We start from the raw sequence: 26,636 nt of genomic DNA, 5'->3' as shown, positions 1-26,636 counted from the left end.
CGCCACCTGCCGGGCCGAATGCCGGATGCCGCTGCCTTCTTGCCTGATCCTGCCGGCGACCCCATCCATCGACTAACCGGCCGCTACGATGCCGGCAGCCCTTCCGTCGCAGGCGCACCGCATGTCCCAGCCCCTCGTCGAGCTCGTTCGCCGGTATACGGAGACCCACGCCGGCGGAAACCCATACATGACAGCCATCGAAGGCGTGGGCATCCTCCGCTCCGACCTGCCGCGGCGTCCGTCGCCCCTGCTGTTCCGGCCATCGCTTTGCGTGGTGGCGCAGGGGGCGAAGTGGAGCACGTTCGGAAATCGTCGCTATGAGTACGCGGCGGGGCAGGCGCTGGTGGTCAGCGTGGAAATGCCCGCGTTCAGCCGCGTGGCGGCGGCCAGCCCCGAGGAGCCGTTCCTTGGCGTGGTGATCGGCCTGGACCCTCGCGTGATGAGCGAGGTGATGGAAACCTTGCCCGATCCGGTCAAGGCGTCGCCGAGCGTCGCGCGCGGCGTGTTCGTCACGGACTACGACGGGCCGCTGGCGGACTGCGTCCTGCGCCTGTTGCGGCTGCTCGATACACCCGAGGCGATTCCGTTCGTGGCGCCGCTGGTCATGCGCGAGATCGCCTATTGGCTGCTGACCGGCCCACACGCGGCCGACGTGGCCAAGGTGGCGCTGGCCGATAGCCGGACCCATCGGGTGCTTGGCGCGGTGCATGCGTTGCGCGCCAGGTTTGCCGAGGCCATGAGCGTGGACGAACTGGCGTCCATCGCGCAGCTCAGCCCGTCGGCGTTCCATCGCCAGTTCAAGGCGCTGACCTCGATGACGCCACTGCAGTTCCAGAAGCAACTGCGCTTGCTCGAAGCCCGCCACTTGCTGGTGGCGGGCGCGGTGAACGCGGAGACGGCCGCCTATCGCGTCGGTTATGAAAGCGCATCGCAGTTCAGTCGCGAGTACGCTCGCATGTTTGGCTCGCCACCACGGCGCGACGTGGCGAACCTGCGCGGCGCGTCCTTCGAGGACGAAGGCGCCTAGCGGTCACGCTGCCTGGGCGACACCCGGGTTGCGCACCACTTCGGTCAGCTCGCCGGTATCGGTGTTGTAGAACAGGCCGAGGATGTCGGCGTGCCTGGGCACGCCCGGGCTCTTGCGCAGCAGCTCGGTGTCGTAGCGCAGCGAGGCTTCGAAATCGTCGATGCAGACGCTGCCGCCGTCGTAGGCCTGGGCGATGTCGGCGCCGTGTTCGTGCCGGAACGCATCGATCATGCCGTTCGCGGAATACGACGTGGCGCCGCAGTTGGAGTGGTGCACGACCACGACGGTCTCGACGCCGAACAGGTATTCGAGCACCGACACCGAACGCAGTGCGTCGGTCGCGCGGCCGGCGGCGACCGAGACGGTCGCCATCGTGGTGGTCGAGCCAACGCGGTTGCCGTGCTCGTTGACGATCACTTCGCCCGGATACACCTGGTCGCCGAGCCATGCCGCGACCGCGCTGGGGATCTCGGTGACGCGCGGGTCAAGGCAGTAGATCACCATGCTTTTCAGCGGTACGGCGTGCGCGAATGCCTCGCGCATCGCCACCTCGTCGAAACCATCCTGTGCACTGAAAACAAACTCACTGAAACGAGCGGTCTTGCGATTCATGGGTGCCTCCACGGCTTTCGATGGCCAGCCACGAATGCGTGCTGGTGATGCGAATGCTCCGCCGCACGCGGCATCCCGGCAATTACACGCGAGGTAATCGCGAAGCTCACCAGGGCACGGTCTGGCCGAGGTAGTCCAGGTATTCAAGGCCCGGCCTTGCCCGCTTCGCCAGGAGCACGTCCACCACTCGGGGGATGCTTTCGTCCACGCTCAGCGTTCCCTCGGGACCGCCCAGGTCGGTACGTACCCAGCCGGGTGCCATGACCACCAGCGGCCGCCGTGCTTCTGCGGTTCGTGCGGCGAAGCTGCGCATGAACATGTTCAGTGCGGCCTTGCTGCCGCGATACAGCTCGCGCAGGCCTTTTTCGTTGTTGGCAATGCTGCCCTGGCCTGAGGACATCACGCCGATCATGCCGCCGGGCGCGACATGCGGCTGGAGCGCTTCCACCGTGCGCATCGGGCTGAGCGCGTTGGTGATCATCAGCTGCACGAAGTCGTCCGTGGTGACTTCGGCGATGGTCTGGGTGGGGTCGCGATTGGTCGTTCCTGCGTTGACGAACACGATGTCGAACGTTCGGGCGCCGAGTCGCGCGCCGAGGGCTTCGACCTGGGCCGGCTCGTTGATATCGACGGATTCGATGCCGAGGCGATCCGGATGCTGGTCGGCGAGATCGTGCATCGGCGTCCGTGTCGTACCACGTACCGTGCCGAGGACGTTCCAGTGTTTCTTGAGGAATTCGCCGGCCATCGCCAGGCCCAGGCCACGCGAGGCGCCGATGATGAGGATGGATGGGGTGGAGGTCATCGACAGGTCTCCAGAGAGTAAGGGCCTCGAATGCTGCGCCCCTTGCAATGCATGCACAAGACGCAATAAAGTCAAGATATAGTTGCACCTGACGCTATGTCTTCGTGGGAGCTATGCGTGGAAAAGCCGGACCTGAACCTGTTGCTGGCGCTCGACGTGCTGCTCGCCGAGGGAAGCGTTACCCGAGCCGCGGAGCGACTCGGGCTCAGCCCGTCCGCCATGAGCCGCACCTTCGCGCGCCTGCGCACGGCCACCGGTGACCCCTTGCTGGTGCGTGCCGGTCGCGGCCTCGTCGCCACGCCCTACGCAACGTCGCTGCGCGAACGCGTGCACGACCTGTCGCGCGAGGTGCATGCCGTGCTCCGGCCACCCGCGACGACGCTCGATCTCGCGTCGCTGGAAAAGACCTTCGTCGTACGAGCCAATGAAGCGTTCATCGCGTTCTTTGCCGCGCAGCTGTTCACCGCCGCGACGAGCCAGGCGCGGCATGTCCGCCTGCGCTTCGTGCCGCGCAACGACAGCGACGCCAGCGTGCACAGGGAAGGGCAGGTCGACGTGGAAATTGGCGTGCTCGCGTCGTCCGCCCCGGAAATGCTCTCGGAAGCGCTGTTCGCCGATCGTTACGTCGGGGTGGTGCGTAACGGCCACGCGTTGCTCGCACGTGGTCGCGTTACCACGGCCCGCTACGCGGCGTGCCAGCACGTCACGGCATCGCCGCATGGCATGGCGAAAGGACCCGTGGATGACGCGTTACACGTGGAAGGCCTGGCGCGGGACATCGTCGTGACCGTGCCTGGATTCCCGGACGCCCTGCGGATCGCTCGTTCCACCGACCTCGTGGCGACCGTGCCCGTGTCGTCACTGGGTCATGCGCTTGCCCCGGAGGAGGCGGCCGTCGCGGGCCTGCAACGCTTCGAGCTTCCCGTGCCGACGCCAGCGATCGAGATCCGTGCGATATGGCATCCGCGCATCGATGCCGACCCTGCGCAGCGTTGGTTCCGCGGTCTGATCGTCGATCTGTGCCGTGCGGCTTATCCCGCCACGACGTCAACGCGTCGGCGTTAGGCAGCCCATCCCTTCCAGCGTGCGTTCGACGGCGTCGTCCCACGCGGTATGCGGCTCGCTGCCCAGGGCGGCGACGAGGGTGGCGTTGTCGAGTTGCACGGGGCGCTGCCAGAGGTATCGCACTTCCATCAGCTCGCGCAGCGTTTCGTTGAACGGCGTCGCCAGCCGCATCATCCACCATGGAAACGCGGTGATCTTCGCCGTGATGCCACGCTTCGCCGCGACGCGCTGGATCGAGCGGACCATGTCGTCGCCGCTGGCGTCCCAGTGGCCCGCCATGTTGTAGCTGGCGAACGCGGGCAGGGTGTCGCGACGCTGGATCAGCGCCACCATCGTCGCGGCCACGTCGGGCAGGTAGGCCCACTGGTGGCCGATCCCACGCCGGCCGGGTTGCGCGATGCGCCTGGGAGCCTTTCCGGGCTTTACCAGGCCTTGCGCGAACCAGCTGTTTCCCGCCCGTGGGCCGAAGAAGTCGCCGGCACGCACGACCACGGCGCGTCCTCCGGCGCGGGCATAGGCTGCCAGGGCCTGTTCCATCCGGACGCGAATCGCGCCTTTGCGCGTCGTGGGGTGTTGCGGCGCATCGGCAGCCGCCAGCGGGAAGGCGTCCGGCCCGTAGTTGTAGACCGTGCCCGGCAGCACGACCAGCGCGCCGGTCGATCCGGCCGCGGCGATGGTGTTTTCCAGCATCGGCATCACCTGGCCGGCCCAGTTGCGGTAGCCCGGCGGGTTCACCGCATGGACGATCACCGGGCAACCCGCCGCGGCGTCGCGCACGTCCGCTGTCTGCATGGCGTCGCCCTGGATCCACGTGATTCCGTCGCCGCGGTTGGCGCCGCCGGGGCGGCGCGACAGGGCGCGGACCGCCCAGCCTGCGGCCATCAGCTGGCGCGCGACTTCGCTGCCCACGCCGCCATTCGCGCCCAGAACCAGTGCCGTTTGCTGCGTCGTCATCGCCTTTCCTCGTGGTTGACCGTGGGGCGATGATGGCGCAGGCTTTTGCCTATGAAAACGCATAGCGCCGTGCATCGGATATGCATAAACGTATAGGTTACCCTGATGCCTTCTTCCGTTGAGTGGGAGTTGTACCGATCGTTCCTCGGCGTCCTCCGCGAGGGCTCGCTCTCCGGCGCGGCCCGGGCATTGGGCGTGGCCCAGCCGACGGTCGGGCGGCACATCGATGCGCTCGAGGCGGCGCTGGGTTTATCGCTGTTTACCCGTTCGCAGGCTGGCCTGATGGCGACGGAGGCCGCACTCGCATTGCAGCCGCATGCGCAGGCGATGGAGAGCACTGCCGCCGCCCTGGAACGGACGGCGGCGAGTTATGGCGACGGCGTGCGCGGCGTGGTCCGGCTCACCGCCGGCGAAGGGCTCGGCGTGGAAGTCTTGCCGCCGATCCTCGCCGAGCTGCAGCGTCGGCATCCGGCCCTCACCATCGAACTCTCCCTATCCTACGATGTGCAGGACCTGCTCCAGCGCGAAGCCGACATCGCCGTGCGCATGGTGCGGCCCGCGCAGGGCCAGCTCGTGGCACGCCGGGTTGGCGTGTTCGAGTGCGGCCTGCATGCAAGCGACGACTACATCGCACGCCATGGCATGCCGGCCTCGCTCGACGACCTCGCCGGCCACACGTTGATCGGCCCCGACCGGATGACGCCGCTGGTGCGCAGCGCACTGAAGGCGTGGCCCCAGCTTGCTCGCCGCCATCTCGCCTTGCGCACCGATAGCGACGTCGCCCAGCTGGCGCTGATCCGTGCGGGCGCGGGCATCGGTATCTGCCTGGTCGCCGCGGCACGGCGCCAGCCGGCACTGACCAGGGTGGTCGCGGATGGTTTTACGTTCCCGTTCGAGACCTGGGTAACCATGCACGAGGACCTGCGCGATAGCCCGCGCTGCCGGGTCACGTTCGATGCGCTGGTCGAGGCGCTTTCGCTCCAGGCATCGGACTAGCCGCGCGCGATACCATGGGCGCCTCGATTCCGTTATCCAGGCCTCCCCATGCACGCCCTTCTTTTCGACTGTTTCGGCAGTGCCGACGTCCTGCGCTGGGACACGCTCGCCGATCCGGTGCCCGCGCCCGGGCAGGTCCTTGTACGGACACGCGCCGTCGGCCTGAACTTCGCCGATGTATACCGTCGTAACGGCACGTATCACCTTGCTGGCGCCGCTCCCTGGATCCTCGGATACGAGGGCGCGGGTGAGATCGTCAGCGACGGTGGCCCGTTCCCAAAGGGGACGCGCATCGGATTTGCCGACATGCCGTTTGCCAATGCCGAGCTGGTCGCGGTGGATGCCGACAAGCTCATCCCGCTGCCGGATGCGATCAGCTACGAGACGGCGGCCGCGGTGCTGTTGCAGGGCCTCACGGCGCAATACCTCGTAACCGATAGCTCGCATCCCAGCGCGGGGCAGTCGGCCCTCGTGCACGCCGCGGCCGGCGGCGTTGGCCTGTTGCTGGTGCAGATGCTGCGCGCGAAAGGCGTGCTGGTGATCGGCGTCGCCTCGTCGGAAGCCAAGCGCGAAGCCGCGCGTGCAGCCGGTGCCGACCTGGTGCTCGGTTACGATGACCTCGTCGTGCACGTCCAGGACGCCACGGAAGGGAAGGGCGTGCATGTCACGTATGACTCGGTGGGCCGCACCCTGGGCGACAGCCTGGCGGCGACGCGCATCGGTGGCACCGTGGTGTTCTACGGCATGGCGGCCGGCGATCCGGATTTCGTCGATCCCCGCCTGCTGATGGATCGTTCGTTGACGCTGACCGGCGGCGACCTGTGGAACGTGCTGACCAGCGCATCGATCCGTCGTGAGCGTGCCGCGGCGCTGTTCGCGCAGATCACCGACGGCGTGATCCATCCCACCATCGCGGCGACGTATGCGTTGCGCGATGGCGCGGCAGCCCATGCGTTCCTGGAAAGCCGTGGCGCCATCGGCAAGGTCGTGCTGACCGTCGGCTGAGGCCGCGGTGCCAAACGGGCGATCAGGCGTGGAACGGTACCCAGAACATCTTCACGTCGACGTTCAGCATTCCGGATTTCACCGAGGGATCGTCATTGCCGATGCGGATGGCCTCGTCCAGGTCGGCAGCCTTGAAGATGGTCATGCCACCGTCTTCCAGCTCACCTGCCAGGCCACCCGCCCTGGTCATGAAGGGGCCGCTCAGGATGGTCTGGCCGGCCTCCTGCATCTGGTTCATGTAGCCCACATGGCTCATGAATTCGGGTTGTTCGTTGTACTTCACGCCGGGGACCCAGTTCGGGCCGGGCGTCTGGAAGGCGACAAAATAGTGCGGGCCGTGTTCGTCGATCATGGTGTGTAGCCTCGGGTAAGGGGTTCCTGCTCTGGTGAAGGACGATACGCCGCGCCTTGCCGAGGGGCGCACCGGGATCGAATAAGTCCTATGCGCGGTGGTTTTGCTAAGGTGGCGGCGACGGCCACCGGGCCCGGACGGATAGGCTGGCGTGGACAAACTCGGCGTCATGGAACTCTTCATCCGGGTAGCCGATACGGGTAGCTTCTCCCGTGCCGCAGCCGCTCTGGGGGTGTCGCAATCCACGGTCAGCAAGCAGGTCGCCGCGCTGGAGGCGCGACTGGGCGCCCAGCTGCTTCGGCGCACGACCCGGCGCCTGAGCCTGACCGAGGCAGGGCAGGACTACTACGACGCAGCAGCGCGCGTGATCGACGGCATCGACGATGCAGAAGCGCGTATCGGACGCGGTCAGGTCGCGCCATCGGGTTTGCTGCGGGTCGCACTTTCCCCCGCATTCGGCCGTTTCTACGTCATGCCGTTCCTCGCTGAATTCTTCGCGCTGTATCCCGATGTGAGCATCGATTTCGACATCTCGCATCGCCACGCGAACCTGGTCGGCGATGGCGTCGACCTCGCGATCCGCATTGGGCCGCTTCTGGATTCATCATTGGTGGCACGTCGAATCGGCGGAGTGCGCCATGCGACGGTGGGGACCCCTGCGTATTTCCAGCGACACGGCCTGCCCACGCATCCGCGGGAGGTGGAGCACAAGCCTTGTGCCGTGTTTCTTTTCCAGGATGCGGCACGACCCTGGCAGTTCCTCGACGGTGGCAACGTGCTCGCCTGCGATCCGCAGGCCCGAGTGCGTAGCAACGACGCGGAATACCTGCGTAGCGCCGTGCTAAACAGCCTGGGCATGGGCCATAACCCAGGCTGGCTTTACGCTGCGGATATCGCCCAGGGCCGGCTGGTGCATGTCCTGCAGGACTACGCGCCGGCGGCCGTGCCGATCAGCGCGATCACGCCCCTCGGTCGCCGCCAGCCACGCAAGGCGCTGGTCTTCACCGAGTTCCTGCAGGAAAAATTCCGCACCATCCCGGCCCTGAGCCACTAGATCAGATCTGCTTCACGCCGCCGTCCACCACCAACTCAGCGCCATTGACGTAGCTGCTGTCCGCGCTGGCCAGGAACAGGGCCGCATTCGCCATGTCCTGGGGTGTGCCGAGGCGACCCGCAGGCACCATGCTGGTAAGCGCGGCTTCCTGGTATTCCACGGGGACGAGTCGATCCAGGGCGGGTGTTGACGTGTGGCCGGGCGAAAGCACGTTGACGCGGATTCCCCGGTCTTTCAGGTCAACGATGGCGGAACGAACAAAGGCGCGTAGTGCCCCCTTGGTCGCGCCGTAGACCGAGAAATTCGGGATGCCGGAGAACCCTGCGATCGAGCCGGTGATGATCACCGACGCACCGTCCGCCAGCAGTGGGAGCGCCTTTTGCAGGCCGAAGATCACGGCACGGACGTTGGTGTTGAACGTCGACTCGTAGTGCTCTTCGGTGATCTCGCCCAGGGGGAGGAATTCACCGAATGCGGCGTTCAGCATGAGCACGTCGATGCGACCCGCGTCGGCCTTGATGGTGTCATACAGGCGATCGAGGTCATCGAGGCGGGTCACGTCGGTCTGCACGGCCGACGCTGCGGCACCGATCTTCTTCACCGATTCATCGAGCTCGGCCTGGCGGCGGCCGGTGATGTACACCCGCGCGCCTTCGTCGGCGAATTGCTTTGCGCTCGCGAAGCCGATGCCGCTATTGCCGCCGGTGACGACGGCGATTTTTCCATTGAGCCTGGACATGGAGGTTTCCTGTTGGGTGTTAGGCCGATCGGCCACAGCCCAACGTGTGGTCTGGCCCGGTGCGCACCATGGCGTGGCGGCGCATAGGATTTATTCGTCGTGGCGCGAGGACAGGAGGGCGCAAGGTTCCCACAATGTTCGGCAGGCGATCATCGGGTGCCATATCCCCCCGTGAGTTCGCCGATGGTCCACGTTTACTCCCGCCACGCTCGCCTTGCCGCCGCCGTTGCCGCCGTTGCCCTGCCTGTCGCGGCGCCCGCCCAGGAGGCACCCCGCACCTCATCGTGGGGCGTCGGCGCGATGGTCGTGGCCAATGAATCGCCGTATCGCGACTACAAGACCGATGCCATCGCGCTTCCGGCGCTGAGCTATGAAGGCAAGCGCATCTACCTGCGCGGGGCCACCGTCGGTTTCCGTCTGTACAACACGCAGGCATCCGAGCTGTCGTTGATCGCCAGCCCGCTCGGGTTTCGTTTTCGTGGCAAGGACAGCGACGACGCCCGGTTGCGGCGCCTTTCCGATCGCGATATTTCCGGCCTTGCCGGCGTCGCATGGCGTTATGGCGATGCGGAGTGGGGCGTGGTGCAGGCGAGTTTCCAGAAGGAACTGACCGGCCACGGCGGCGGCACGGTGGCCGACGCAAGCTACGCCTTCCCGATCCGCAAGGGCGGCATGATCCTCACGCCCCGCGTGGGCGTGACGCGCAACAGCGCCGAGATGAACAACTATTACTTCGGTGTCGATCGTGGCGATGCGCTGAAAAGCGGCCTGCCTGGCTATCGCGCAAAGGGTGGCAACAGCCCCTACGTCGACCTGAGCCTGGTGCAGATGCTCGGCCGCCACTGGACCGTCGCGGCGGGCTTTCGCTATGCCGCGCTGCCGGACACCGTCGCGGATAGCCCGATGGTCGACAAGGACAGCACGAGCACGATCTTCGGCTCGGTGATGTACCGGTTTTAAAGCCTTCGTCGTCGGAACCACCCCCTCCCCGACGGCGGGGCGGAGCACCCTGGCTTGCCAGGGTGCTTTTTTTTTGCGTGTCGGGCTTAGCGAATGTCCAACGGGGCGAAGCCCTTCACCAGGTCGTCGATGGCCTTGATCTGGGTGAGGAACGGTTCCAGCGCCGTGAGCGGCAGGGCGCTGGGGCCATCGCAGCGGGCGTGGTCGGGATCCGCGTGGGCTTCCAGGAACAGGCCGCCGATGCCGACCGCCATGCCTGCACGGGCAAGCTCGACCACCTGGCGACGACGGCCGCCGCTGGCTTCGCTGCCGGCATCGCGGCGCTGCAGGCTATGCGTCACGTCGAAGATGGCCGGGTAACCGCCGGTCGACTCCACCATCTCGCGGAAACCGAGCATGTCGACTACCAGGTTGTCGTAGCCGAACTGCGCACCGCGTTCGCAGAGGATGATGCGTTCGTTGCCCGCTTCCTTGATCTTGCTGGTCACGTGCTTCATCTGCGTCGGGCTCATGAACTGCGGCTTCTTGATGTTCACCGCGCGGCCGGTACGGGCGATCGCGACCACCAGGTCGGTCTGGCGCGCAAGGAAGGCCGGAATCTGCAGCACGTCGACCACTTCCGCGACGACCGGCGCCTGCGCCACTTCGTGCACGTCGGTGATCACCGGGATGCCGAACTCAGCCTTGACCCGCTCGAAGATGCGCAGGCCTTCTTCCAGGCCCACGCCGCGGTAGGAGTGGATCGAGGAGCGGTTCGCCTTGTCGAAACTGCCCTTGAACACGTACGGGATGCCCAGCTTCCGGGTCACGTCCACGTAATGCGCCGCCGCGTGCAGGGTCGAATCTAGGTCTTCGAGCACGTTGATGCCGCCGAACAGTACGAAAGGCAGGCGGTTACCGACGTCGACGCCGGGGGCGATGGAAACGTTCATGGGGGCTCCGGGAGAGGGGTGGGGCAGACCCTCGATGTTACCGCCACCGCGAAGCTGAACGGAACACAATCTTCACAACTTGGGCTGTCAACACGGCTTTTCCTATGCCCGTTACCCGGGCTACGCCAGCTACGGCGTCAACCAGAGGAAATCATGCCCATGAATGCGAAGTCGAAGATTGCCCTGTTCGGACTGGTCCTTGGCGCGTCGCTCGCCGCCGCCCCGGTGATGGCGCAGACCGCACCGCAGACCGACGTGCAAGGCCATCCGCGGGTCAACGAAGTCAACAACCGGCTCGACAACCAGCAGAACCGCATCGACAAGGGCGTGGCCAACGGCACGATGACGCAGAAGCAGGCGGCCCGCGACGAAACGCATGACGCCAACATCGCCCGGCGTGAAAGCGTGGACGAAGCCAGGCACAACGGCCACCTGACGAAGAGGGAGCAGAACAACCTCAACCGTTCGGAAAACCGTAACAGCGGCAAGATCTACAAGCAGAAGCATTAAGCCTGGCATGTACGGAAGCCCCGGTCTTATCGGACCGGGGCTTCGTCGCTTGATGCCTTACCCCTCGCTTGCGAAGCGCCGCGCATAGTCCCCTGGCGTCACCCCATAGCGCCTCAGGAAAGCCTTACGCATGACATCGGTGCTTCGGTAACCACAGCGCTTTGCAATCGCCTCCAATGACAGGCCGCCGCGCTCGAGGGCGCGGCCGACGGCTTCGAGGCGCACCTCTTCGACGTATTTCGCTGGCGTGGTTTTCAAGTCGCGCTGGAAGATGCGAATAAGTGTGCGCACGCTCGTGGCCTGGCGGTCGGCAAGGCGTTCCACGCCGAGGTCGTCGGCGAGGTGCTCGCCGATCCAGTGGCGCAGGGCATCCAGCTCGGAGCTCATCGCCTGATTGCGTAGCGACACACTGAACTGTGCTTGCCCGCCGGGCCGGCGCAGGTAGAGGACGAGGTTGCGTGCGATCTCCAGCGCGACATCGTCACCGAGGTCCTCGGCGACCAGGGCCAGCGCGAGGTCGATGCCGGAGGAGATGCCGGCGGATGTGTATACGTTGCCGTCCTTCACCCAGATCGGGCTGGGATCGACGGTGACGTCGGGAAAGCGTTCGGCGAGCATCTGGGCGAGTCGCCAGTGCGTCGTCGCGCGCCGACCCGCGAGCACACCGGCTTGTGCCAGTGCGAAGGCGCCTACGCAGATCGAGCAGACACGGCGGATAAGCGGTGCGCGGCGACGGATCCAGTCGACCGCGCCCGCATCCAGCTGGTCCAGCGTGCTGAAACCGGTCGCGACGATCAGGGTGTCGACGGGGCGTCCGCCGCGCATTTCCCTCGCCAGCGTGTGGTGCGCCGTGAGCCCAATCCCGGTTTCGCTGGCGACATGCACGTCGTCGCCGGGACTGACCAGCTCGAGCAGGTACGGGGTGCGGCCATCGGCGAGTTGATTGGCGTAGGCGAACACTTCGGCGGGGCCGATGACGTCGAGCGCATCGACCGGCGGCAGCGCGAGGATCAGCACGCGTTTGCGTTCCACCGGGCCGGCGGGGCGGGGTTTGCCTGTGCGCACGCTCATCGGTCATCGGCCGCCGGAGGATGGCGCCATGCTACGCCGCGACGATGCCCTCGGCGCGCGAGCCGGGCCAGGTCTCGAGCAGCGAATGGTCCAGCAGGTCGCAGCCGTTCGGCAGTGCGAAGCCGTGGACGTGGCGGTGGCCAATGTCGACCAGCCCCGTGCCCGCCGCGCGGATCGGATTGCGGCGTACCGATTCGGCTAGCGCGGCCTGGAACGCGGCGGAGAAGCCGAGCCGCGGATAAAGCTGCAAGGTGTCGTCGATAATCGCGGGCGACACGTCGTCGACGAACATGCCCAGCACGTCGAGGTGCGAACCCATGTGCACCAGTGCGATCTCCGGGCCCATGTACTCGGCCACGCCGATCGCGGAATGCAGGGCGATCGCATCCCACACCTGCTGGGCCTTCCCTTCCGGATAGGCGTCGCCGAGCAACAGGGCACGGGCGGCGTTGGCACCGTCGACTTCGAAGCGCTGGTCGGTCATGTACGCCTCGGTGAGGCCGAGGTCATGCAGGATGGCGGCGAGGTAGACCACTTCCCGGTCGAACGCCATCCCACGCTTACGGCCGATGGCATCGGCGAACCACCACGAGCGCTGGACGTGGTTGAGCATGGCTTTATCGTGCACCTGCGCGACCAGTGCGGCTGCCTTGCGGGTGTAGGCAGAGTCGGGGGCGGTGATGCCGGCAAGCGTGATGGGGGAGGACATGATTTGCTCCAGGCGAGGCGATGGGCAAATCGTAGGCCGCCACGGGTTGGCCGAAATGACTGTTTTCGGTCGAAAAGTGACAGGGCGCCTCTGCGCGAACAGGCCGACGAGGACGCCTGTGCCCGAAGTCCCACGGACGAAGTCGCCTTCGCCCGTGGGACGTTGCGTCAGTTGCTCTCGACGAAGCTGATATGCGGCGAGGTGCCGCCCGTTGCCGTGCACGTGCCGAGCGTCAGGTTGTTCTGCTCGTACGTCGTGCCCGAGTTGCCAAGGCAGGTGGGGGCCGTGGTGCTGCCATCGTTCACCGCGAGGTTCACGGTGACGCGCGACCCGCGATTGAACGAAACGACCGGGTTGTCGCTGCCATTGCCGAAAATGTTGAACTCCGACTGGTTCCAGATCTTGTTGATGTTCAGCGTGGTGGCCGTCTGGCTCACGCTGTGCGCGGTGCCGTTCACCGAGAAGGTCACGGTGTCCACGCCGCCGGCGGTGGCTGAGCCGGTGAGCTGGATGCTGCCGATGTTGGACACGGCGACCAGCGGCACGCTCACGGCGTTGCTGTTGCGATAGCACGCCAGCTGGTCGGGATACGAGAACCAGCCCGACGGGCAACCGACGGAGTTGTACTGCGACTGGCTACCGGCGAAGAACCAGTCCTGGATGAAGGCGACCGGCGTGCGGCCGTTGCTGGCGGTGCCGTCGCTGTCGGTGGAGTAGATGAATTGCTCCCAGGTCTGGCAGCTGGAGTAGCCGAACTGGGTGCACGTGGTCGGGTTGCTGCTGATGTTGGTGTTGATCTGCAGCGAGTAGTCAGCGGTGCCGGTGGTCACGCCGGTCACCGTCGGGAACGTGCCCACGGCCGAGCGGGTGAGGTTGCGGGTCTTTGCAGCAAAGTCGTTGCCGTTGCCCACGGTGAAGACGCTTTCGCTACGTGCACTGGTAGTGAGGCCATTGCCGTTGGTTTCGGGCGGGACGGAGACGAACAGCGGCGGCGCTTCGCATTGTTCGGCTTCCCATGCGGCATTGGGGAAGGAGGCGTGGAAACAGCCTTCGACGGCCGGTGCCTGTTGCTTCAGTGTCTGCTGCCATGACGCCACCGCCTGCGCCTGCGCGGCGGCCGCGACATTGAACGTTTGCTCCGCGGCGAGTGCCGGTGTGATGAGCCCTGCGCCCGCGAGCGCGCAGGCAAGTGCCAATCCTTTCGTACCGAACTTCCTGATCGAATCCATGTGACTGCCCTCACAAGATGATGGATGTAGCGAACGATTCCCCCGTCCCTGGTTTCATGAAACACCCCCTCGGCAGTAGGTTCCACGACAGGTGTCACAGTTAGGGCACGCGTGCGGGCAGGGCGCAGGGCAGAATCGCAGGCAATAAAAAGCCCGCGGAGGGGGCCGCGGGCTGGGTGTACGTCCATCGATGCAAAGGCAGCAGGGGAACCGCCGGAGATGCGTGGGACTGGTGCCTCTCGGCAACCTTGGGATAACTATACTTGTCGGTACATGAATGGGTGGTTAAGAGGTCCGGCGCGCCCACAGCCCCATTTCACGCGGGGCTTGCAGGGCCTGTGCAGGCCGGTCTAGGCTTGCCCTGTCGCGAAAAACGACCTCCGCCGAGGGCCTGTCCCTCCAGAAGAGGTCGCGCACACGCCAGCCACGTCCCCGTGGTTCGGCCAGCGTCTCCGGTGCCATGCCTGGCACCCGCCGGTTCCTTTTGGGCCGGTGTTTATCCTGGAGCGCTCCCATGCAGAACATCGTCATCGTCGGGGCCGGCCTTGGTGGCCTGGCCCTCGCCCGTGTCCTCCACGTCCACGGTATCCACGCCGTCGTCTACGAAGCAGAACCCTCGTTCGCGGCGCGGACACAGGGCGGCCTGCTCGACATCCATGATTACAACGGGCAGATAGCGCTGCGCGAGGCTGGCCTGTTCGACGCGTTCCTGCGCCTCGCCCGGCCCGGCGAAGATGCCAAGCGCATCGTCGACCAACACGGCGTGGTGCTGTTCGACAGCCCGGGTGCGGGTGACGCGAAGCGCCCGGAAGTCGATCGTGGCGAGCTTCGCAAGCTGTTGATCGATTCGCTGCCGCCGGATGCGATCCGCTGGGGGCATAAGGTCATGACGGTTCGTTCGTTGCACGGCGGGCGTCATGAGGTCGGGTTCGCCAACGGCCAGCGCGTAACGTCGGATCTGCTGGTCGGTGCGGATGGTGCGTGGTCCCGGGTGAGGCCGCTGGTCTCGTCGGCCATGCCCGCGTATGCCGGCACGTGTTTCATCGAGCGATTTCTTCCCGCCGGTGATCCCCGCTATCACGCGCTCGTGCAAGCGATCGGTACCGGCACGCTGATGGCGGTGGCACCCGGCAGGGGCGTGATGGCCCATCGCCATGCCGACGGCAGCGTGCATGGGTATGTCGCGCTGAACCGGACGGAAGCATGGATCGCCGCGATCGATTTCTCGGACGCAGGCACGGCACTCGCACGCGTGGCCGATGAGTTCGATGGATGGGCACCGGAGCTGATGACGTTCATTACCGGAGGTACGGCGCCGCCTGTCGTGCGCCCCATCCATGCACTGCCGACCGGGCACCGATGGGAACGAATCCCGGGCGTGACGCTTCTGGGCGACGCCGCGCACCTCATGTCGCCGTTCGCGGGTGAGGGGGCAAACCTGGCGTTGTACGACGGGGCGGAGCTGGCCAGGGCCATCGTTGCCCATCCGGGTGACGTGGAGGCTGCGCTGATGATGTACGAAGAGGCGTTGTTCCCTCGAAGCATGCAGTACGCCAGGCGGTCCGCGCAGAACCTGGCGCGGTTCTTTGGTGACGACGCGCCGCATGGTGTGGTCGCGATGTTTCGCGAGCACCTTGGTGCGTGAGGCCCGGTCGGAATGCTGGCAGCAAGCCCCGGGCGGCCTCGTTCGCTGGCTGCCGCGTTACGCGGGCCGTCGCAAGGCGCCCCTTGCCGCAAGCAGCCCGACCACCCCAGCCACCCCTGCAATTGCGATCAGGAAATAGTCGACCAAACCTGCCGGGCCCCACGCGTCTGGATAGGAGCGTCCGGGGTGGGCGAGGATGGCCGCGTTCCATGCGACGACCAGCAAGACCACGGCGACGGCGGCCCACGCGCTGCGGCCGAACGCCCCGGCACGACTGCCACCGCGCTGGCGGAACAGCAGCCAGGCGCCGACCATGGGTATGCCGAACAGGCCGAGCCGGGTGCCCCAGAACCCAACGACCATCCACAGCCTCTTGATCTTCAGGTCATGGTCGTAGGCAGCGCCGGTCACCTTCTGGGCCTGGTGGACCTGTTCCGCTTCCGCAGCGTAGTCGCCGGATTTGATCTCGGCGGTGATGCTGCCGTGGTACTTCGCATAGACCAGCGTGCTGCCGACCAGCTCGGGCGGCGGCCCATCCAACTGGAGTTTTTCGAGACGGTCGAGTAGTGCGGCGTCACGCTCCGGGCCATTTATGCTGTCGGTGGTCGAGCAGTACACCCACATGGACTGGCCGGTCGCGGCGGCTGTCGTCGTGCAGCCGAGCGGGACGTCCGGGCCTGCGCCGTCACGCAGGACGTAGTGGCGGTAGAGCGTCCATTCGCCGTCACGGTGGGTGAGGGCGATCGCGCGGATCATGTAGGCATCGGTTTTTCGTCCGCGCGTCGTCCATGGCACGAGCCAGATGCCCGGCCGGATCTCGCGGGTGCCGTCGATGGCGGGGTCGCCCAGCGGGTTGGAAAGCGTGGCGCTGGCGCGCGTGGGATTCTCCACGATGGCCGGATCGTTGGCGCGGTTCTTCCATTGAAAATCGAAGGTGCTGATGCCGTTGGTCAGGCGCGCTTCCACGGCCGACACCGGTTCGGTGGCGGTGCGCTCGTAAGCGAGGACGTCGCCGACCGTTTGCACGCGTGGCGTGGATTCGCCGAGGTAGCGAAGCGCTATCACGCGCCGCTTGAAGTGCTCGAAGGCCTCGACGTCGGCTTCGCGACCATCGGTGTGCGCCTGGGCCGTCGCCATGTACAGGGCCGTGCTGTCATTGGGATCGATCGGCGCGGTGCTGTCGAACGCCGGCGTGCGCTGCCTGTTGCAGGCGGATAGGAGCATGAGCGCTGAAACAACGAACGCAGCCGCGAGCCTGCCCGCTGGTGGCCTGGTGTACATGATTGAATTCCCCTGTGGGCCGGTCCGGTGGCCCTGGGGGCATGGTCGCATGGCGGGGTGAGGGTGCGCAAAATCGGGGTGCTGTTAGGCCAACTGGCCAATGGCTAATCCTGGTCCGATCGAGTAATTAACGACGATCGACACCCAAGGGCTGGAGGTCTGCGTGAAACGTACCGTTGCCGTTTGCTGCGTTGTTTTCGGGTTGATCTCCGGTCAGGTCCTCGCGAAGGATCCGCCGTATGACCAGGCCGCCGCGGAAGCCTATATCCGCGCTGGCGAGAAGGCGTGGGCGGAGTCCGTTGCATCGGGCGATACGACAGCCGTCAAACGACTCCTCGCCGAGGACTTCGTGGGTGTCGATCCGGAGGGGAGTCAGTACGACAAGGCGCAGATGGTCCATGACACCGCACTAGGACCGAAGACGTTCGCCTCCAACCATCTCAATGACATCAAGCTCCGCTTCTATGGGACGACGGCGATCGCCCAGGGCAGTGAGTCGTGGGTCAAGAAGTCCGGCGCCAAGGGGCGCTTTGTCTGGACGGATACGTGGCTGCTGCGCGACGGCAAGTGGGAAATCGCCGCTGCTGAAGATCTTATTGCGCCGGAGCCCGGTAACGCTAAGCCGTAGCGGTTAGCTGGTGTGGGCGCTGGTGACGTGTCGCCACCAGCCAACTGGTCAGTGGCGAGACGCCACTCAGCGTAGTCGTTAGCCGTGGTCCAGGGACGGGATCGAGACGCTGATCGAGCCGTCAGTCGAAGGCTTGGCGGGTGCGCAGCGGCTGTCGTATGCGGTCCAGAATCTTATTATTGATGGATGTAGCATTTTGCCGTGGGTAGTCGAAATCTTACTTGATGCCTGGCGATCTGGTTGATGAGCAGCGGATGTTGTGGGTGGGCGTAAGGCGTGTGAGAATCCGGCGCAACTTGTTCGGACCAGGTGATTGGCTTGAGCCCAAGGACGCTGGGAGCTAAAGGAGTGGCCAAGCAATATGAACTGAGAGATGCAGCGGAACGGACCGAACGGCTCGTCGTCCGGGTTAAGCCAATCTCAGCTGGCGGAGTGTGCGCGGCAGCGTTCTCGGCGCATACGCGGTGTCGCATCTTTGGCCTACGCCTTCCATGAATCACTTCGATATCCTGAGACCGGGAATGTGGTTCGGCCCTCGTGACGCGACCCTGCTCGAGGCACTAACGTCCGACCCCGCGACTGCTCGACTCTGTGAGATCTGCGAAGAATTCAAGAATGGTAATTTTTCGGCTAGATCGGATCTCTTGCTGATCGCATCTGTCGGTGAAACCGACATGATTCGACGCCAGGCAACGCGGCTCTATGCCTATACGTGTGGCCATGACAACGTTGCCGAGTTCGGCACCCTGTTTGTCACGGACGATGAAGTTGACCTGGCGATGTCGGCGAAAGTCTCCGTTGACGTTCTTTCGCCGCTGATCATCCCTTACTTGTTTAAAGTCGTTGAGCAGTGGAAGCACGATGAGGAAATAACTTTTTCGTGCCTATCTTCGATAGATCAACTTTTTCCATTTGGATACGATGGAGAGAGTGTAGACATGGACTCTCTTGCTGCGCGCCTCGATAACTTTGCTAGCGATCTGTTACCAGGCGCCTTCTATTTCGCAGGAGAGCCCGCCCATCCCGGTGCCCTTTGCAGGGAATTGATCAGCGATGCGGCCGAGGCGCGCGTCGAAGGAATACCTTTCGCTGGTGTCGCGGGGCCAATGACCTTGGCAGTCTGGTCTGGCATCGAATGTCCCGTTTGGTATGGCGACATAGTTGACGACGCCGCTATGGCGCGCGTGTTTGCTTACGTAGAGATGCTTGCGGCCATGCCTTGGAATCCGGGATCGAAGTATTTCTATGGCCACTTGATCGCATAGTCTAAGCGCTAAGTTCGGAGTACCGCGAACAGCGCGGGGCAACCGTCGCCTACGTATGGTGAAACAAGAAATGCGCAGCGACGACTCTTGAGGCCGATGCCAGTTAAGAACCGTGATCGGTGACGCCGCCAGGCAGGCTAAATCTGACTCGTGTCCTGCCGTGCCCGACGTCCCATTTGGAGAAGTAGGCATGCTTCGAAAATTCCCTCGCGCATTGATTATCCCCGCCTTGCTCGCAACGGGCATCGTCGCTGGTGCGTGCCTCGCCTACGCCGCACCTGACCGTCCGCTCGACGAGAGGATTCGTGACGCCGAAGTCGTCTTCACGGGTACGGTGACGCGGGTGGATCCCAATCCCGATCGGAGAGGCTTCCTCGAAGTCGCGACCCTCGACGTCAAAACCGTGCTGAAAGGGCAGGTAGGACGCAGCGTTCGCTTGGGAACGGCCGATACCGTGGTCGAGATGAGCCCGAATTGCTGCGTTATCGGGCACACCTATCTGGTGATTGGCCAGGCGTCAGGTGAGCCAGGCCTGATCCGTGCCGTCGATGGGCCTAACGGTGTATTCGACGTCGCGCCGGATGCAAAGAAGGGCGAAGCGCTGGCGTGGCCGGGGTCGCCATGAGGTTGGAGTCGATTTCCCTCCTCGACCGCTACCAGGGTTGCCTCGTGGGCTTGGCCTGCGGTGATGCCGTCGGCACCACCGTCGAGTTCTCGCCACGAGGTTCGTTTACCCCAGTCACCGACATGGTAGGTGGCGGTGTCTTCGACCTCCGTGCCGGGGAATGGACCGACGATACGTCGATGGCGCTGTGTCTCGCGCAGAGTTTCCTGAGCCAGCGTGCGCATGATCCGGCGGACCAGCTGAGGCGCTATCTCAATTGGTGGCACCACGGGTACATGAGTTCGAATGGCGTGTGCTTCGACATCGGTTCGACCGTCGCTACGGCGCTGCATTTCCATGAGCAACACGGGAACCTGGTTGCCGTGACCTCCGACCCGAAGATGGCTGGGAACGGATCGATCATGCGTCTTGCGCCGGCCGTCCTGTGGGCCTTCCCTGGTTTGCAGGAAGTGCTGCGTATCGCGGTTGGAACGTCCTTGACGACGCATGCCGCTGCCGAAGCGGTCGATGCCTGCCGGGTGCTGGCTGTCGTGCTGGTCAATGCGCTGCAGGGCGCTGCACCGGCCGATCTGCTTGAGGGCGCAGCCGGCGTTGCCGAAGAGCCGAAGCTCAAGGCGCTGGCGAACCGGGATATCGCCGCGCTCGACGTGGCCTCGATCCGGGGGAGTGGCTATGCGGTCGACTCGCTGGAGGCGGCGCTCTGGTGCGTGATGACGACGGGGAGCTACCGCGATGCGGCACTGGCGGCGGCGAACCTGGGTGACGATGCGGACACGACGGCGGCGATCGCCGGGCAGATCGCGGGGGCTGTCCATGGGATCAACGCGATCCCGCCATCGTGGCGGGAGACCCTCGCCGAAGGCGGGATGATCACGACCCTGGCGACGCGGCTGCACGACGAGCGGGTGGTGCAGCAGGGGTAGCGGGCACGTTTGGGAAGGCGGACGACGCGCTGGCGTGGTGTGGCGTCAGGTCAAGCCAAGCTTCTTGCTAACGGCGAAGGTGATGTACAGCAGGATCAGGAGTGCCGGCACGAAGACCGCGGCGACCTTGGCCACGGTGCGCAGCAGTGCGCGCCGGTCCGCCTGTCGTCCCTTTTTGCCCTGTTCGTAATGCCACTTGATGGCGAAGAACATGCCTGTGCCGAAGACGATGACCTTGAAGGTAATGAAGACTACCGGTACCCAATCCATCTTTGCGTTTCCAGGCTATGGCAAGCCGCTTTCCAACGTGAGGGATATTCCCTCTAGTTGCTGCTTTCGCAGCTGCATTTTGATGTCGCTCATCATAGCTAAGCGCCATTTCCCGGGATTGAGGCAAATTGTCCCATTGGGGGAACTGATGCACGGCGGGGTGAGAGGGCGCCGGGGCGGGGGGCGGCTTGGAGCGAGACTTAGGTTATAAGGGTTATTGACAATTACTTATATCCTATATAACCTTTGTGAAAAGCTGGAGGGTCGTATGAGCGCAATCAAGCGACAGTCATCGCATGAAGGGGTCCAGGCTTTCCTTGGAACGCCCCAGGATGTCGGGGCCAGCATTGCGTCGGCCCGCGATGCGGAAGTCATCGGGTTCGCCATCCCGCGGACCGCACCCAATGCGGCGGCCATCCAGGAAACGCTGAAGCGCTTGCTGCCGTTCGTCGATGAGCTCGTCAATGCCAGGCAGGCCGCGGATTGGAAGCGTCTGGTCGAGGCCTTGACCCCGAATGGGTTCGCACAGCCCGAGTACGCCGTCCACCTCATGAAGATGCAGGCCAGCGTCCAGAAGACGCTGCTTGAGAGCGGTGACTTCATCACGGCCGTGGAGCTGGCGGAACTGGCTGGCCTGAGCACCCGTAATCCCGGTGCCCAGCCGAACAAGTGGAAGGCATCCCGACGCATCTTTGCCATCCATCGCAACAACGTGGACTACTTCCCGATTTATGCGCTCGACGCATCGCAAGGCTTCAGGCCGTACGAGGTGATGGGGAAGATCCTTGCGCTGTTCGACGACAGGAAGGATGCGTGGAAGATCGCAGCCTGGTTTGCCTCGGCTAACGGTTTCCTTGGCAGCAGGCGACCGCAGGACCTGCTTGCCACGGCGCCTGACCAGGTGCTGGCCGCGGCGAAGGACGAAGTCGAGGATGTGGTCCATGCCTGATACGACCCGGCGAAAGTCAGGCGTCTCGGGTGGCAAGAAGAATCCTCCTGCAGATGAGGCCACCGCGGGTCCGATGACGCCCTTGCCGCCATCGGTGCAGGTGCCTCCGCCGCCCTCGAGTCTTGCCGTCAATTCGAAGGCAACGACGTGGCGGAAGGGCCGGAAGATACATCGTGTCCATCACGCGCGATTCGCGGCCAACCAATTCAACCCGGGTATTGGCAACGCGCGGTTTAGTCCCGTCAACGACGCTTCAGGTAAGCCCATTCCGACGCTCTACGGAGGAGGGGATTTCACCTGTGCGGTGATGGAGTCCGTGTTCCATGACCTGCCGCGCGGCGCCGGCATGAAGACATTCGACCGGACCCGGCTGGATAACCAGGTCCACTCGGTTGTTATGCCGTTGCGCGATCTGAAACTGGCTGACCTGGGTACGATGCCGCTGAAGAAACTGGGTGTCGAGCGGCGGCAACTGATCGATACGGATAAAGACGTCTACGCCGCAACGCGGCAATGGGCAGCTGCTTTCCATGCGCAACGTTCGGATATCGACGGGCTGCTCTGGCCGTCCCGGCAGTCGGATCGGCCGGCCCTGGTTCTTTTTGGGGATCGGGTAGCGGTTTCGGACCTGGATCCCGTCGGTAGCTCGCGATCGGTGGGGAGCGATCCTGAGGCTATGCTTGAGCTTGTGCTGGTCGCTGAAGAGGTGGGGGTTGAGATTCTTTAGGGGATCGTGCCGCTTGTGGATCGAGAAAGGCAGCCGATGTCCAGCGATATCGCAACGATCTCGGCGACAACGAGTCCGACCTTCAGGGCGGTTTCTTGCCGTCGCTGCCAGAGCGTCGAGGTTCCATAGCCGTTTGCAGCAACCTGTCCGGAGTGCACTGCTCGTGAAAGTAAAATGTGTTCGCTACTTTGACTCGCGCCGCAGGCCTGCAAATGACTCCGCCTGGTTAACTCTCGGGAAGGTCTATCACGTTATGGGCCTTCAGGCGGAAAAGGATACGAGGCTGGATTACTTGATTGTTACCAACGACGTCGATCCCGGCTTCGCTGCGATGGGGTATCACCCATCCGAAAGCTTTGAAGTCGTAAGTGACATCATCCCACCGAACTGGGAGAGATCGGTGTCAGGGAACTCAGTGCAAACTATGCCTGGCTCGTGGTTGGTACCTGGTTTCTTTGAGCAGTTTTACGATCGCGATCCGAATGCTTATTCAATTTATGAGCATGAGAGAGATGTGGTCATGAAGAGCGATCCCTGAAGCATATATCCGAGCTCGCCACCCTGATCGCATCATCAACTCTATCCAAGTCTTGCGACGTGGAGTCAAGAATGGAATGGATCCATTGGTATGCAAGTATCCTCACAACCTTGAAACCTGTAGCGCTCTCGCCAAGTCAAGAAATTCTGGTCGACGCCCAATGAGGCACGTAAACTTATTGATGGCTTCGGTGCCGGAAGAAACGATGGCTACGCTGGCAGCGAAGGTATTTCCGTTGCTTGGTGTGACGTCTTATGAAGAGCGCTCCGGTAGCCACTATGTGGAGGAGCGCTATTTCATCGGAGGAACCGATCAGATCGAGGTCAAGGTCATGGTTTCCGATGACCGAGATCACTCGGATCGACCGTTCTGGATCCGAATCACCGGCCGTCGGAATTGCGTTGATTTGAGCGATGCTCTCATCGAAAAATGGGTCAGAGAGAAGCTTCTCCCAGCGGGCTTAAGCCTTGCGCGAATCGATAAGTTCGGACAGGTTGGCGAGGAGAGGGTCGACTACTGGGGGGGGCGGGGGCGTCGGGCGGATTACACAGCTGCTAAGCATGCCGAACGCTATCTGCGGATCGGTCGACCAAACAGTTGCAAAGGGAGGGTGAGTGCTTGGTAGTCCTAATCGAAGGCATCTCAGTAGTAGTGCGCCGTGACGTTGTCACTGAGCGATAACCGGGTGGCGTTGAGGCGTTTCGTCGCGACGTGCCGAACAACTCTCTGTGCACTGACGGCGAGCTGGATCTATGCACCGTAAAATGACGAATCACTGGACTTCACTTGCAACCGGCGGGCGATCTGTAGCGATGAAGGTCATTGCCCTCGGCATGATGCTCGTCTGTGCGGGTTGCGCAAGTGACTCGGCGGTTGTCTGGTCGGGTAGTGTGAAATCGCCCTCCGGGTCCATGGTCGCATCTGCGCGAACCATTCAGACCAGCGGCCCAGGCAACGCTTCGGTCATCACGACTGTAACGTTAGGGTATGCCAAGGGAAGCGATCAGGCGACCAGTGTGCTCGTGGTTGAAAATCCGTCGGCCGCAGACCACCGAAGGCTTCAAGTCGATATGGTCTGGCGGGATGATCAACACCTTGATGTGACGTATCCGAACGATGCCAGTCTGGATTTTCGAGCCGACTATTTCGGCGGGATTACGATCTCCTCCCATCCAAGATAGCGCATCACGGAAGCCTCTACACGCGACCCAGACGCCGCTATATCAAACGGGCACCGCAGCAATCAACGCAGCGATTTCCCGCCAGTTGGCACCTTCCGTGGCTGCCGGAACATCGCCATCGCGTAGCTGCCTTGCCGCTTTGCGCAGGTCGCCCATGACACGGGCATAGAAGCCCGCGCCGATACTCACCCGCTTGATGCCTGCGGCGGCCAGGGCTTCCATCGACAGGGGGCCCTGCATGGTGCCGACGACCAGGTTGACCGGCTTGGGCGCGACGGCGCACACGATGGCGATGACGTGGTCCAGGTCGGACGGGTAGGGGGCATACAGGACGTCGGCGCCGACCTCGGCGAACGCGGTCAGGCGACGGATGGTGTCGTCCAGGTCGGCGGGCGGGAGCCGAGCTTCAGCATTATGGACGCTAACGACAAACAGTTTGGAAGGTATCGCCTCTTCGGTTGGCCATGCCAGGCACCCAGCTTGGATCCAATTCATTCTGTAGGCCACACTCATGAGTGCCCAGCTATTCTCGTCCTTCAAGCTCGGTCCGTTTGCCCTCAGTCATCGAATCGCGATGGCGCCGCTCACTCGCATGCGCTCAACCCAGCCGGGCGACGTCCCGAATGACCTGATGGTTGATTACTATACCCAGCGCGCGACGAAGGGCGGATTCATCCTATCCGAGGCAACCGTTGTCTCGCCGAATGGGAGCGGTTACCTCGGGTCGCCGGGCATCTTTACCGACGACCAAGTCAACGGCTGGAAGAAAATCGTCGAGTCGGTCCATGCCAGGGGTGCCGTGATGTTCGTGCAGGTCTTTCACGTCGGGCGCCAGTCGCACGCGGACCTCCAGCCGGGTGGCTCGAATCCAGTGGCTCCATCAGCCATGGACCACGGCGGTGTGGCGTTCACCCGCGACGGCTGGGTCAAGGCGTCTCCTGCGCGTGCCCTGACGGAACATGAGGTCGACGGGATGGTCGAGCAGTTCCGGCTTGCGGCTGAGGGTGCAAAGCGGGCAGGCTTCGACGGCATTGAGATCCACGGAGCAAACGGCTATCTCGTCGACCAGTTTCTTCAGGACGGGTCGAACCAGCGCACGGACCGTTTCGGCGGTTCCATCGAAAATCGTGCGCGGTTTTTGCTCGAGGTTACCAGGGGCGCCATTTCGGTTTTCGGCGCCGACCGGGTCGGTGTTCGAATTGGTCCAAGCGGAACGTTCGGCGACATGTCCGATTCGAACCCGGCGGCTCTCTTTTCTTATGTTGCCGAAGAACTCAACAAGCTCGGCATCGCTTACATCCATGTCATCGAGCCACGCGTGAAGGGCAACCATGTCGACGAGACCCGCGACCAGGCGCCGGTTGCTTCGCGTCTTGTCCGCCAGCATTTCTCGCGGGCTATTGTCGCCGCAGGCGGGTTCACTCCCGAATCGGCCGAGGCCATCGTCGAGGAAGGAGCCGCGGACATCGTTGCATTCGGTCGCTTTTTCATCTCCAACCCCGACCTGCCATACCGGATTGCGCATGGCCACGCCTTGTCCGGGTACGACCGCGACACGTTTTACGGCGGCACGGCCGCCGGCTATACCGACTATCCTACGTTTGCCGAAACGGTAAGCGCCTGAGCGACGGGGCATCCGTTGCGGAATCGGCGGATGTGCCGGCCGAGCCCGACAAACTGTCGTCTTCCGGGAGATTCCATGGATAGCCTCAACGCGCTGGCAACGTTCGTGCACGCCGCAGAGACGCGCAACTTCACCCAGGCCGCACGCCGGAGTGGCGTGACGGCGTCGACGGTAGCCAAGATTGTCGTTCGCCTGGAGACCGAGCTCGGCGTGCGGCTCTTCCACCGGAGTACGCGGAGCATCTCACTCACGCCGGAAGGGGAGTACCTGCTCGAGCGCGCGCGGCGTATCCTCCAGGAGGTCAGCGATATCGAACACTCGTTCTCTGGAGACGCGAGCGCGCCGCGTGGGAAGCTGCGCGTGACGCTGCCGCTGCTCGGTGGCCTGTTCGCGCCGATGCTCGCGAGTTTCATGATCCGCTATCCCGGGGTCGAGCTCGACCTCGACTACAGTGACCGCTTGGTCGACATCATCGATGAGGGATTTGACCTTGCCATCCGCACCGGGGACGGGGGTGATTCGCGCCTGATGACCCGTCGGCTTGGTGCCTACCACCTGGTGCTGGTGGCCGCGCCGACTTACCTGGAACGATTCGGTCGGCCCACGTCGCCGGGTGCGCTCAAGGACCACCGTTGCCTGCACCACAGGTATCCGACCACCGGCAAGCTGGAGCCCTGGCCGATGCGTGTGCCGGTGGACGATCTGCCGGTAACTGCCGCCGTCAGCACGCTCGCACCGTTGCTCGAGATGGCTGAGTCCGGCGCGGGGATTGCTTGCCTTCCGGATTTCCTGATTGCATCGGCGGTCCGGGAGGGACGCCTCGAGCGCGTCCTCGACGAGTACGTGCTGCACGAGAATGTCTTTCGTGCCGTCTGGCCATCGAGCCGCAACATGGCTCCGCGACTGCGGGCATTCATCGACCACGTTGCAGCGCATCTGTTCCCCGCGCAGGCGTGAACA

General features: G+C 64.1%; 31 protein-coding genes. 19 read left to right on the top strand and 12 right to left on the bottom strand.

Annotation, left to right across the window (positions count from 1 at the left end; translation table 11 throughout):
* Nucleotides 1-121 precede the first annotated feature (121 nt).
* Entirely contained in the window at nt 122-1,027 is a 906-nt protein-coding gene (locus KPL74_09340; protein QWT22199.1) for an AraC family transcriptional regulator, read from the top strand.
* Between the two features lie 3 nt (nt 1,028-1,030).
* Here KPL74_09340 and KPL74_09335 read toward each other — a convergent pair whose 3' ends face one another.
* Both KPL74_09335 and KPL74_09330 read right to left on the bottom strand, forming a co-directional pair.
* Complete coding sequence (locus tag KPL74_09335) at nt 1,031-1,639, bottom strand: hypothetical protein (GenBank protein ID QWT22198.1); 609 nt, start codon at nt 1,637-1,639, stop codon at nt 1,031-1,033.
* Between the two features lie 106 nt (nt 1,640-1,745).
* Nucleotides 1,746-2,444 (bottom strand): SDR family NAD(P)-dependent oxidoreductase, encoded by a 699-nt coding sequence (locus KPL74_09330; GenBank protein QWT22197.1) that lies wholly within the window; start codon nt 2,442-2,444, stop codon nt 1,746-1,748.
* A gap of 117 nt (nt 2,445-2,561) precedes the next feature.
* On the opposite strand from KPL74_09330, the gene KPL74_09325 reads away from it, so the two are divergent.
* Nucleotides 2,562-3,509 carry a LysR family transcriptional regulator gene (locus tag KPL74_09325; GenBank protein ID QWT22196.1) on the top strand — a complete coding sequence of 316 codons (948 nt, stop codon included), beginning with the start codon at nt 2,562-2,564 and terminating at the stop codon, nt 3,507-3,509.
* Here the strand turns inward: KPL74_09325 and KPL74_09320 are convergent.
* Nucleotides 3,492-4,463, bottom strand: a complete 972-nt coding sequence (locus tag KPL74_09320; protein QWT22195.1) for an NAD-dependent epimerase/dehydratase family protein — start codon at nt 4,461-4,463, stop codon at nt 3,492-3,494. The genes KPL74_09325 and KPL74_09320 overlap by 18 nt on opposite strands.
* A 105-nt stretch (nt 4,464-4,568) precedes the next feature.
* Between KPL74_09320 and KPL74_09315 the strand changes: the two genes are divergently transcribed.
* Together KPL74_09315 and KPL74_09310 are read left to right on the top strand one after the other, a co-directional pair.
* On the top strand, nt 4,569-5,459 hold the full coding sequence (locus tag KPL74_09315; protein ID QWT22194.1) for a LysR family transcriptional regulator: 891 nt from the start codon (nt 4,569-4,571) through the stop codon (nt 5,457-5,459).
* Between the two features lie 48 nt (nt 5,460-5,507).
* On the top strand, nt 5,508-6,464 hold the full coding sequence (locus tag KPL74_09310) for a quinone oxidoreductase (GenBank protein QWT22193.1): 957 nt from the start codon (nt 5,508-5,510) through the stop codon (nt 6,462-6,464).
* A gap of 22 nt (nt 6,465-6,486) precedes the next feature.
* Here the strand turns inward: KPL74_09310 and KPL74_09305 are convergent, their stop codons facing one another.
* Nucleotides 6,487-6,816: a YciI family protein gene (locus KPL74_09305; GenBank protein QWT22192.1), complete on the bottom strand. Its 330-nt coding sequence runs from the start codon at nt 6,814-6,816 to the stop codon at nt 6,487-6,489.
* 151 nt (nt 6,817-6,967) lie between these two features.
* Here KPL74_09305 and KPL74_09300 point away from each other — a divergent pair, with 151 nt between their 5' ends.
* A complete protein-coding gene (locus KPL74_09300) occupies nt 6,968-7,870 on the top strand; it encodes a LysR family transcriptional regulator (GenBank protein ID QWT22191.1) in 903 nt (300 codons plus the stop codon).
* A gap of 1 nt (nt 7,871) precedes the next feature.
* Here KPL74_09300 and KPL74_09295 read toward each other — a convergent pair whose 3' ends face one another.
* Complete coding sequence (locus KPL74_09295; GenBank protein ID QWT22190.1) at nt 7,872-8,609, bottom strand: SDR family oxidoreductase; 738 nt, start codon at nt 8,607-8,609, stop codon at nt 7,872-7,874.
* Between the two features lie 183 nt (nt 8,610-8,792).
* Here KPL74_09295 and KPL74_09290 point away from each other — a divergent pair, with 183 nt between their 5' ends.
* A complete protein-coding gene (locus KPL74_09290; GenBank protein QWT22189.1) occupies nt 8,793-9,569 on the top strand; it encodes a MipA/OmpV family protein in 777 nt (258 codons plus the stop codon).
* Nucleotides 9,570-9,655: 86 nt separating this feature from the next.
* Here KPL74_09290 and kdsA read toward each other — a convergent pair whose 3' ends face one another.
* Nucleotides 9,656-10,501, bottom strand: a complete 846-nt coding sequence (gene kdsA, locus KPL74_09285; protein ID QWT22188.1) for a 3-deoxy-8-phosphooctulonate synthase — start codon at nt 10,499-10,501, stop codon at nt 9,656-9,658.
* Nucleotides 10,502-10,660: 159 nt separating this feature from the next.
* Here kdsA and KPL74_09280 point away from each other — a divergent pair, with 159 nt between their 5' ends.
* Nucleotides 10,661-11,011, top strand: coding sequence for a hypothetical protein (locus tag KPL74_09280; GenBank protein ID QWT22187.1), 351 nt, complete (start codon nt 10,661-10,663; stop codon nt 11,009-11,011).
* Nucleotides 11,012-11,068: 57 nt separating this feature from the next.
* On the opposite strand, the gene KPL74_09275 is transcribed toward KPL74_09280, so the two are convergent.
* The 3 genes from KPL74_09275 to KPL74_09265 form a co-directional block, all read right to left on the bottom strand.
* Entirely contained in the window at nt 11,069-12,082 is a 1,014-nt protein-coding gene (locus tag KPL74_09275; protein QWT22186.1) for a helix-turn-helix domain-containing protein, read from the bottom strand.
* Nucleotides 12,083-12,113: 31 nt separating this feature from the next.
* A complete protein-coding gene (locus tag KPL74_09270; GenBank protein QWT22185.1) occupies nt 12,114-12,791 on the bottom strand; it encodes an HD domain-containing protein in 678 nt (225 codons plus the stop codon).
* Between the two features lie 167 nt (nt 12,792-12,958).
* Nucleotides 12,959-14,020: a hypothetical protein gene (locus tag KPL74_09265; GenBank protein QWT22184.1), complete on the bottom strand. Its 1,062-nt coding sequence runs from the start codon at nt 14,018-14,020 to the stop codon at nt 12,959-12,961.
* Nucleotides 14,021-14,534: 514 nt separating this feature from the next.
* Between KPL74_09265 and KPL74_09260 the strand changes: the two genes are divergently transcribed.
* Nucleotides 14,535-15,665: an FAD-dependent monooxygenase gene (locus KPL74_09260; protein ID QWT22183.1), complete on the top strand. Its 1,131-nt coding sequence runs from the start codon at nt 14,535-14,537 to the stop codon at nt 15,663-15,665.
* Nucleotides 15,666-15,722: 57 nt separating this feature from the next.
* Here KPL74_09260 and KPL74_09255 read toward each other — a convergent pair whose 3' ends face one another.
* Nucleotides 15,723-16,889 carry a hypothetical protein gene (locus tag KPL74_09255; protein ID QWT22182.1) on the bottom strand — a complete coding sequence of 389 codons (1,167 nt, stop codon included), beginning with the start codon at nt 16,887-16,889 and terminating at the stop codon, nt 15,723-15,725.
* A gap of 220 nt (nt 16,890-17,109) precedes the next feature.
* Between KPL74_09255 and KPL74_09250 the strand changes: the two genes are divergently transcribed.
* The 4 genes from KPL74_09250 (at nt 17,110) to KPL74_09235 (ending at nt 20,387) form a co-directional block, all read left to right on the top strand.
* Nucleotides 17,110-17,574, top strand: coding sequence for a nuclear transport factor 2 family protein (locus KPL74_09250; protein QWT22181.1), 465 nt, complete (start codon nt 17,110-17,112; stop codon nt 17,572-17,574).
* 491 nt (nt 17,575-18,065) lie between these two features.
* On the top strand, nt 18,066-18,839 hold the full coding sequence (locus KPL74_09245) for a hypothetical protein (protein QWT22180.1): 774 nt from the start codon (nt 18,066-18,068) through the stop codon (nt 18,837-18,839).
* Nucleotides 18,840-18,999: 160 nt separating this feature from the next.
* Complete coding sequence (locus tag KPL74_09240) at nt 19,000-19,464, top strand: hypothetical protein (protein ID QWT22179.1); 465 nt, start codon at nt 19,000-19,002, stop codon at nt 19,462-19,464.
* On the top strand, nt 19,461-20,387 hold the full coding sequence (locus KPL74_09235; protein ID QWT22178.1) for an ADP-ribosylglycohydrolase family protein: 927 nt from the start codon (nt 19,461-19,463) through the stop codon (nt 20,385-20,387). Before KPL74_09240 ends, KPL74_09235 begins: the two co-directional genes overlap by 4 nt.
* 45 nt (nt 20,388-20,432) lie before the next feature.
* On the opposite strand, the gene KPL74_09230 is transcribed toward KPL74_09235, so the two are convergent.
* Complete coding sequence (locus KPL74_09230; GenBank protein QWT22177.1) at nt 20,433-20,657, bottom strand: hypothetical protein; 225 nt, start codon at nt 20,655-20,657, stop codon at nt 20,433-20,435.
* A 268-nt stretch (nt 20,658-20,925) separates the two neighbouring features.
* Between KPL74_09230 and KPL74_09225 the strand changes: the two genes are divergently transcribed.
* From KPL74_09225 to KPL74_09205, 5 genes are all read left to right on the top strand, one after another.
* Nucleotides 20,926-21,606 (top strand): hypothetical protein, encoded by a 681-nt coding sequence (locus tag KPL74_09225; GenBank protein ID QWT22176.1) that lies wholly within the window; start codon nt 20,926-20,928, stop codon nt 21,604-21,606.
* Nucleotides 21,599-22,333 carry an RES family NAD+ phosphorylase gene (locus KPL74_09220; GenBank protein ID QWT22175.1) on the top strand — a complete coding sequence of 245 codons (735 nt, stop codon included), beginning with the start codon at nt 21,599-21,601 and terminating at the stop codon, nt 22,331-22,333. The genes KPL74_09225 and KPL74_09220 overlap by 8 nt, the downstream gene beginning before the upstream one ends.
* A 163-nt stretch (nt 22,334-22,496) precedes the next feature.
* Complete coding sequence (locus KPL74_09215; protein ID QWT22174.1) at nt 22,497-22,871, top strand: hypothetical protein; 375 nt, start codon at nt 22,497-22,499, stop codon at nt 22,869-22,871.
* A gap of 205 nt (nt 22,872-23,076) precedes the next feature.
* The gene (locus KPL74_09210; GenBank protein ID QWT22173.1) at nt 23,077-23,496 is read left to right on the top strand and encodes a hypothetical protein; all 420 of its coding nucleotides are present in this window, start codon (nt 23,077-23,079) and stop codon (nt 23,494-23,496) included.
* Between the two features lie 187 nt (nt 23,497-23,683).
* Entirely contained in the window at nt 23,684-24,052 is a 369-nt protein-coding gene (locus KPL74_09205) for a hypothetical protein (GenBank protein ID QWT22172.1), read from the top strand.
* A 42-nt stretch (nt 24,053-24,094) separates the two neighbouring features.
* Here KPL74_09205 and KPL74_09200 read toward each other — a convergent pair whose 3' ends face one another.
* Entirely contained in the window at nt 24,095-24,547 is a 453-nt protein-coding gene (locus tag KPL74_09200; GenBank protein QWT22171.1) for an isocitrate lyase/phosphoenolpyruvate mutase family protein, read from the bottom strand.
* 16 nt (nt 24,548-24,563) lie between these two features.
* Between KPL74_09200 and KPL74_09195 the strand changes: the two genes are divergently transcribed.
* Both KPL74_09195 and KPL74_09190 read left to right on the top strand, forming a co-directional pair.
* Complete coding sequence (locus KPL74_09195; GenBank protein ID QWT22170.1) at nt 24,564-25,676, top strand: alkene reductase; 1,113 nt, start codon at nt 24,564-24,566, stop codon at nt 25,674-25,676.
* 75 nt (nt 25,677-25,751) lie between these two features.
* The gene (locus KPL74_09190) at nt 25,752-26,633 is read left to right on the top strand and encodes a LysR family transcriptional regulator (protein ID QWT22169.1); all 882 of its coding nucleotides are present in this window, start codon (nt 25,752-25,754) and stop codon (nt 26,631-26,633) included.
* Nucleotides 26,634-26,636 lie beyond the last annotated feature (3 nt).

The organism is Bacillus sp. NP157 (genome assembly GCA_018889975.1).
Taxonomy (GTDB): domain Bacteria; phylum Pseudomonadota; class Gammaproteobacteria; order Xanthomonadales; family Rhodanobacteraceae; genus Luteibacter.
The sequence above is the reverse complement of the archived record's forward strand: the minus strand, read 5'-3'. Positions and strand labels throughout refer to the sequence as shown.

Excerpts from the sequence above, each read along its gene's own strand:
- KPL74_09310 (QWT22193.1), top strand. The coding sequence starts at position 5,508 with ATGCACGCCCTTCTTTTCGACTGTTTCGGCAGTGCCGACGTCCTGCGC.
- KPL74_09305 (QWT22192.1), bottom strand. The coding sequence starts at position 6,816 with ATGATCGACGAACACGGCCCGCACTATTTTGTCGCCTTCCAGACGCCC.
- KPL74_09255 (QWT22182.1), bottom strand. The coding sequence starts at position 16,889 with ATGCTCCTATCCGCCTGCAACAGGCAGCGCACGCCGGCGTTCGACAGC.
- kdsA (QWT22188.1), bottom strand. The coding sequence starts at position 10,501 with ATGAACGTTTCCATCGCCCCCGGCGTCGACGTCGGTAACCGCCTGCCT.
- KPL74_09260 (QWT22183.1), top strand. The coding sequence starts at position 14,535 with ATGCAGAACATCGTCATCGTCGGGGCCGGCCTTGGTGGCCTGGCCCTC.
- KPL74_09275 (QWT22186.1), bottom strand. The coding sequence starts at position 12,082 with ATGAGCGTGCGCACAGGCAAACCCCGCCCCGCCGGCCCGGTGGAACGC.
- KPL74_09235 (QWT22178.1), top strand. The coding sequence starts at position 19,461 with ATGAGGTTGGAGTCGATTTCCCTCCTCGACCGCTACCAGGGTTGCCTC.
- KPL74_09295 (QWT22190.1), bottom strand. The coding sequence starts at position 8,609 with ATGTCCAGGCTCAATGGAAAAATCGCCGTCGTCACCGGCGGCAATAGC.
- KPL74_09265 (QWT22184.1), bottom strand. The coding sequence starts at position 14,020 with ATGGATTCGATCAGGAAGTTCGGTACGAAAGGATTGGCACTTGCCTGC.
- KPL74_09330 (QWT22197.1), bottom strand. The coding sequence starts at position 2,444 with ATGACCTCCACCCCATCCATCCTCATCATCGGCGCCTCGCGTGGCCTG.
- KPL74_09205 (QWT22172.1), top strand. The coding sequence starts at position 23,684 with ATGAAGGTCATTGCCCTCGGCATGATGCTCGTCTGTGCGGGTTGCGCA.
- KPL74_09225 (QWT22176.1), top strand. The coding sequence starts at position 20,926 with ATGAGCGCAATCAAGCGACAGTCATCGCATGAAGGGGTCCAGGCTTTC.
- KPL74_09210 (QWT22173.1), top strand. The coding sequence starts at position 23,077 with ATGGCTACGCTGGCAGCGAAGGTATTTCCGTTGCTTGGTGTGACGTCT.
- KPL74_09195 (QWT22170.1), top strand. The coding sequence starts at position 24,564 with ATGAGTGCCCAGCTATTCTCGTCCTTCAAGCTCGGTCCGTTTGCCCTC.
- KPL74_09270 (QWT22185.1), bottom strand. The coding sequence starts at position 12,791 with ATGTCCTCCCCCATCACGCTTGCCGGCATCACCGCCCCCGACTCTGCC.
- KPL74_09280 (QWT22187.1), top strand. The coding sequence starts at position 10,661 with ATGAATGCGAAGTCGAAGATTGCCCTGTTCGGACTGGTCCTTGGCGCG.
- KPL74_09315 (QWT22194.1), top strand. The coding sequence starts at position 4,569 with ATGCCTTCTTCCGTTGAGTGGGAGTTGTACCGATCGTTCCTCGGCGTC.
- KPL74_09200 (QWT22171.1), bottom strand. The coding sequence starts at position 24,547 with ATGAATTGGATCCAAGCTGGGTGCCTGGCATGGCCAACCGAAGAGGCG.
- KPL74_09230 (QWT22177.1), bottom strand. The coding sequence starts at position 20,657 with ATGGATTGGGTACCGGTAGTCTTCATTACCTTCAAGGTCATCGTCTTC.
- KPL74_09320 (QWT22195.1), bottom strand. The coding sequence starts at position 4,463 with ATGACGACGCAGCAAACGGCACTGGTTCTGGGCGCGAATGGCGGCGTG.
- KPL74_09335 (QWT22198.1), bottom strand. The coding sequence starts at position 1,639 with ATGAATCGCAAGACCGCTCGTTTCAGTGAGTTTGTTTTCAGTGCACAG.
- KPL74_09220 (QWT22175.1), top strand. The coding sequence starts at position 21,599 with ATGCCTGATACGACCCGGCGAAAGTCAGGCGTCTCGGGTGGCAAGAAG.
- KPL74_09290 (QWT22189.1), top strand. The coding sequence starts at position 8,793 with ATGGTCCACGTTTACTCCCGCCACGCTCGCCTTGCCGCCGCCGTTGCC.
- KPL74_09190 (QWT22169.1), top strand. The coding sequence starts at position 25,752 with ATGGATAGCCTCAACGCGCTGGCAACGTTCGTGCACGCCGCAGAGACG.
- KPL74_09340 (QWT22199.1), top strand. The coding sequence starts at position 122 with ATGTCCCAGCCCCTCGTCGAGCTCGTTCGCCGGTATACGGAGACCCAC.
- KPL74_09245 (QWT22180.1), top strand. The coding sequence starts at position 18,066 with ATGAATCACTTCGATATCCTGAGACCGGGAATGTGGTTCGGCCCTCGT.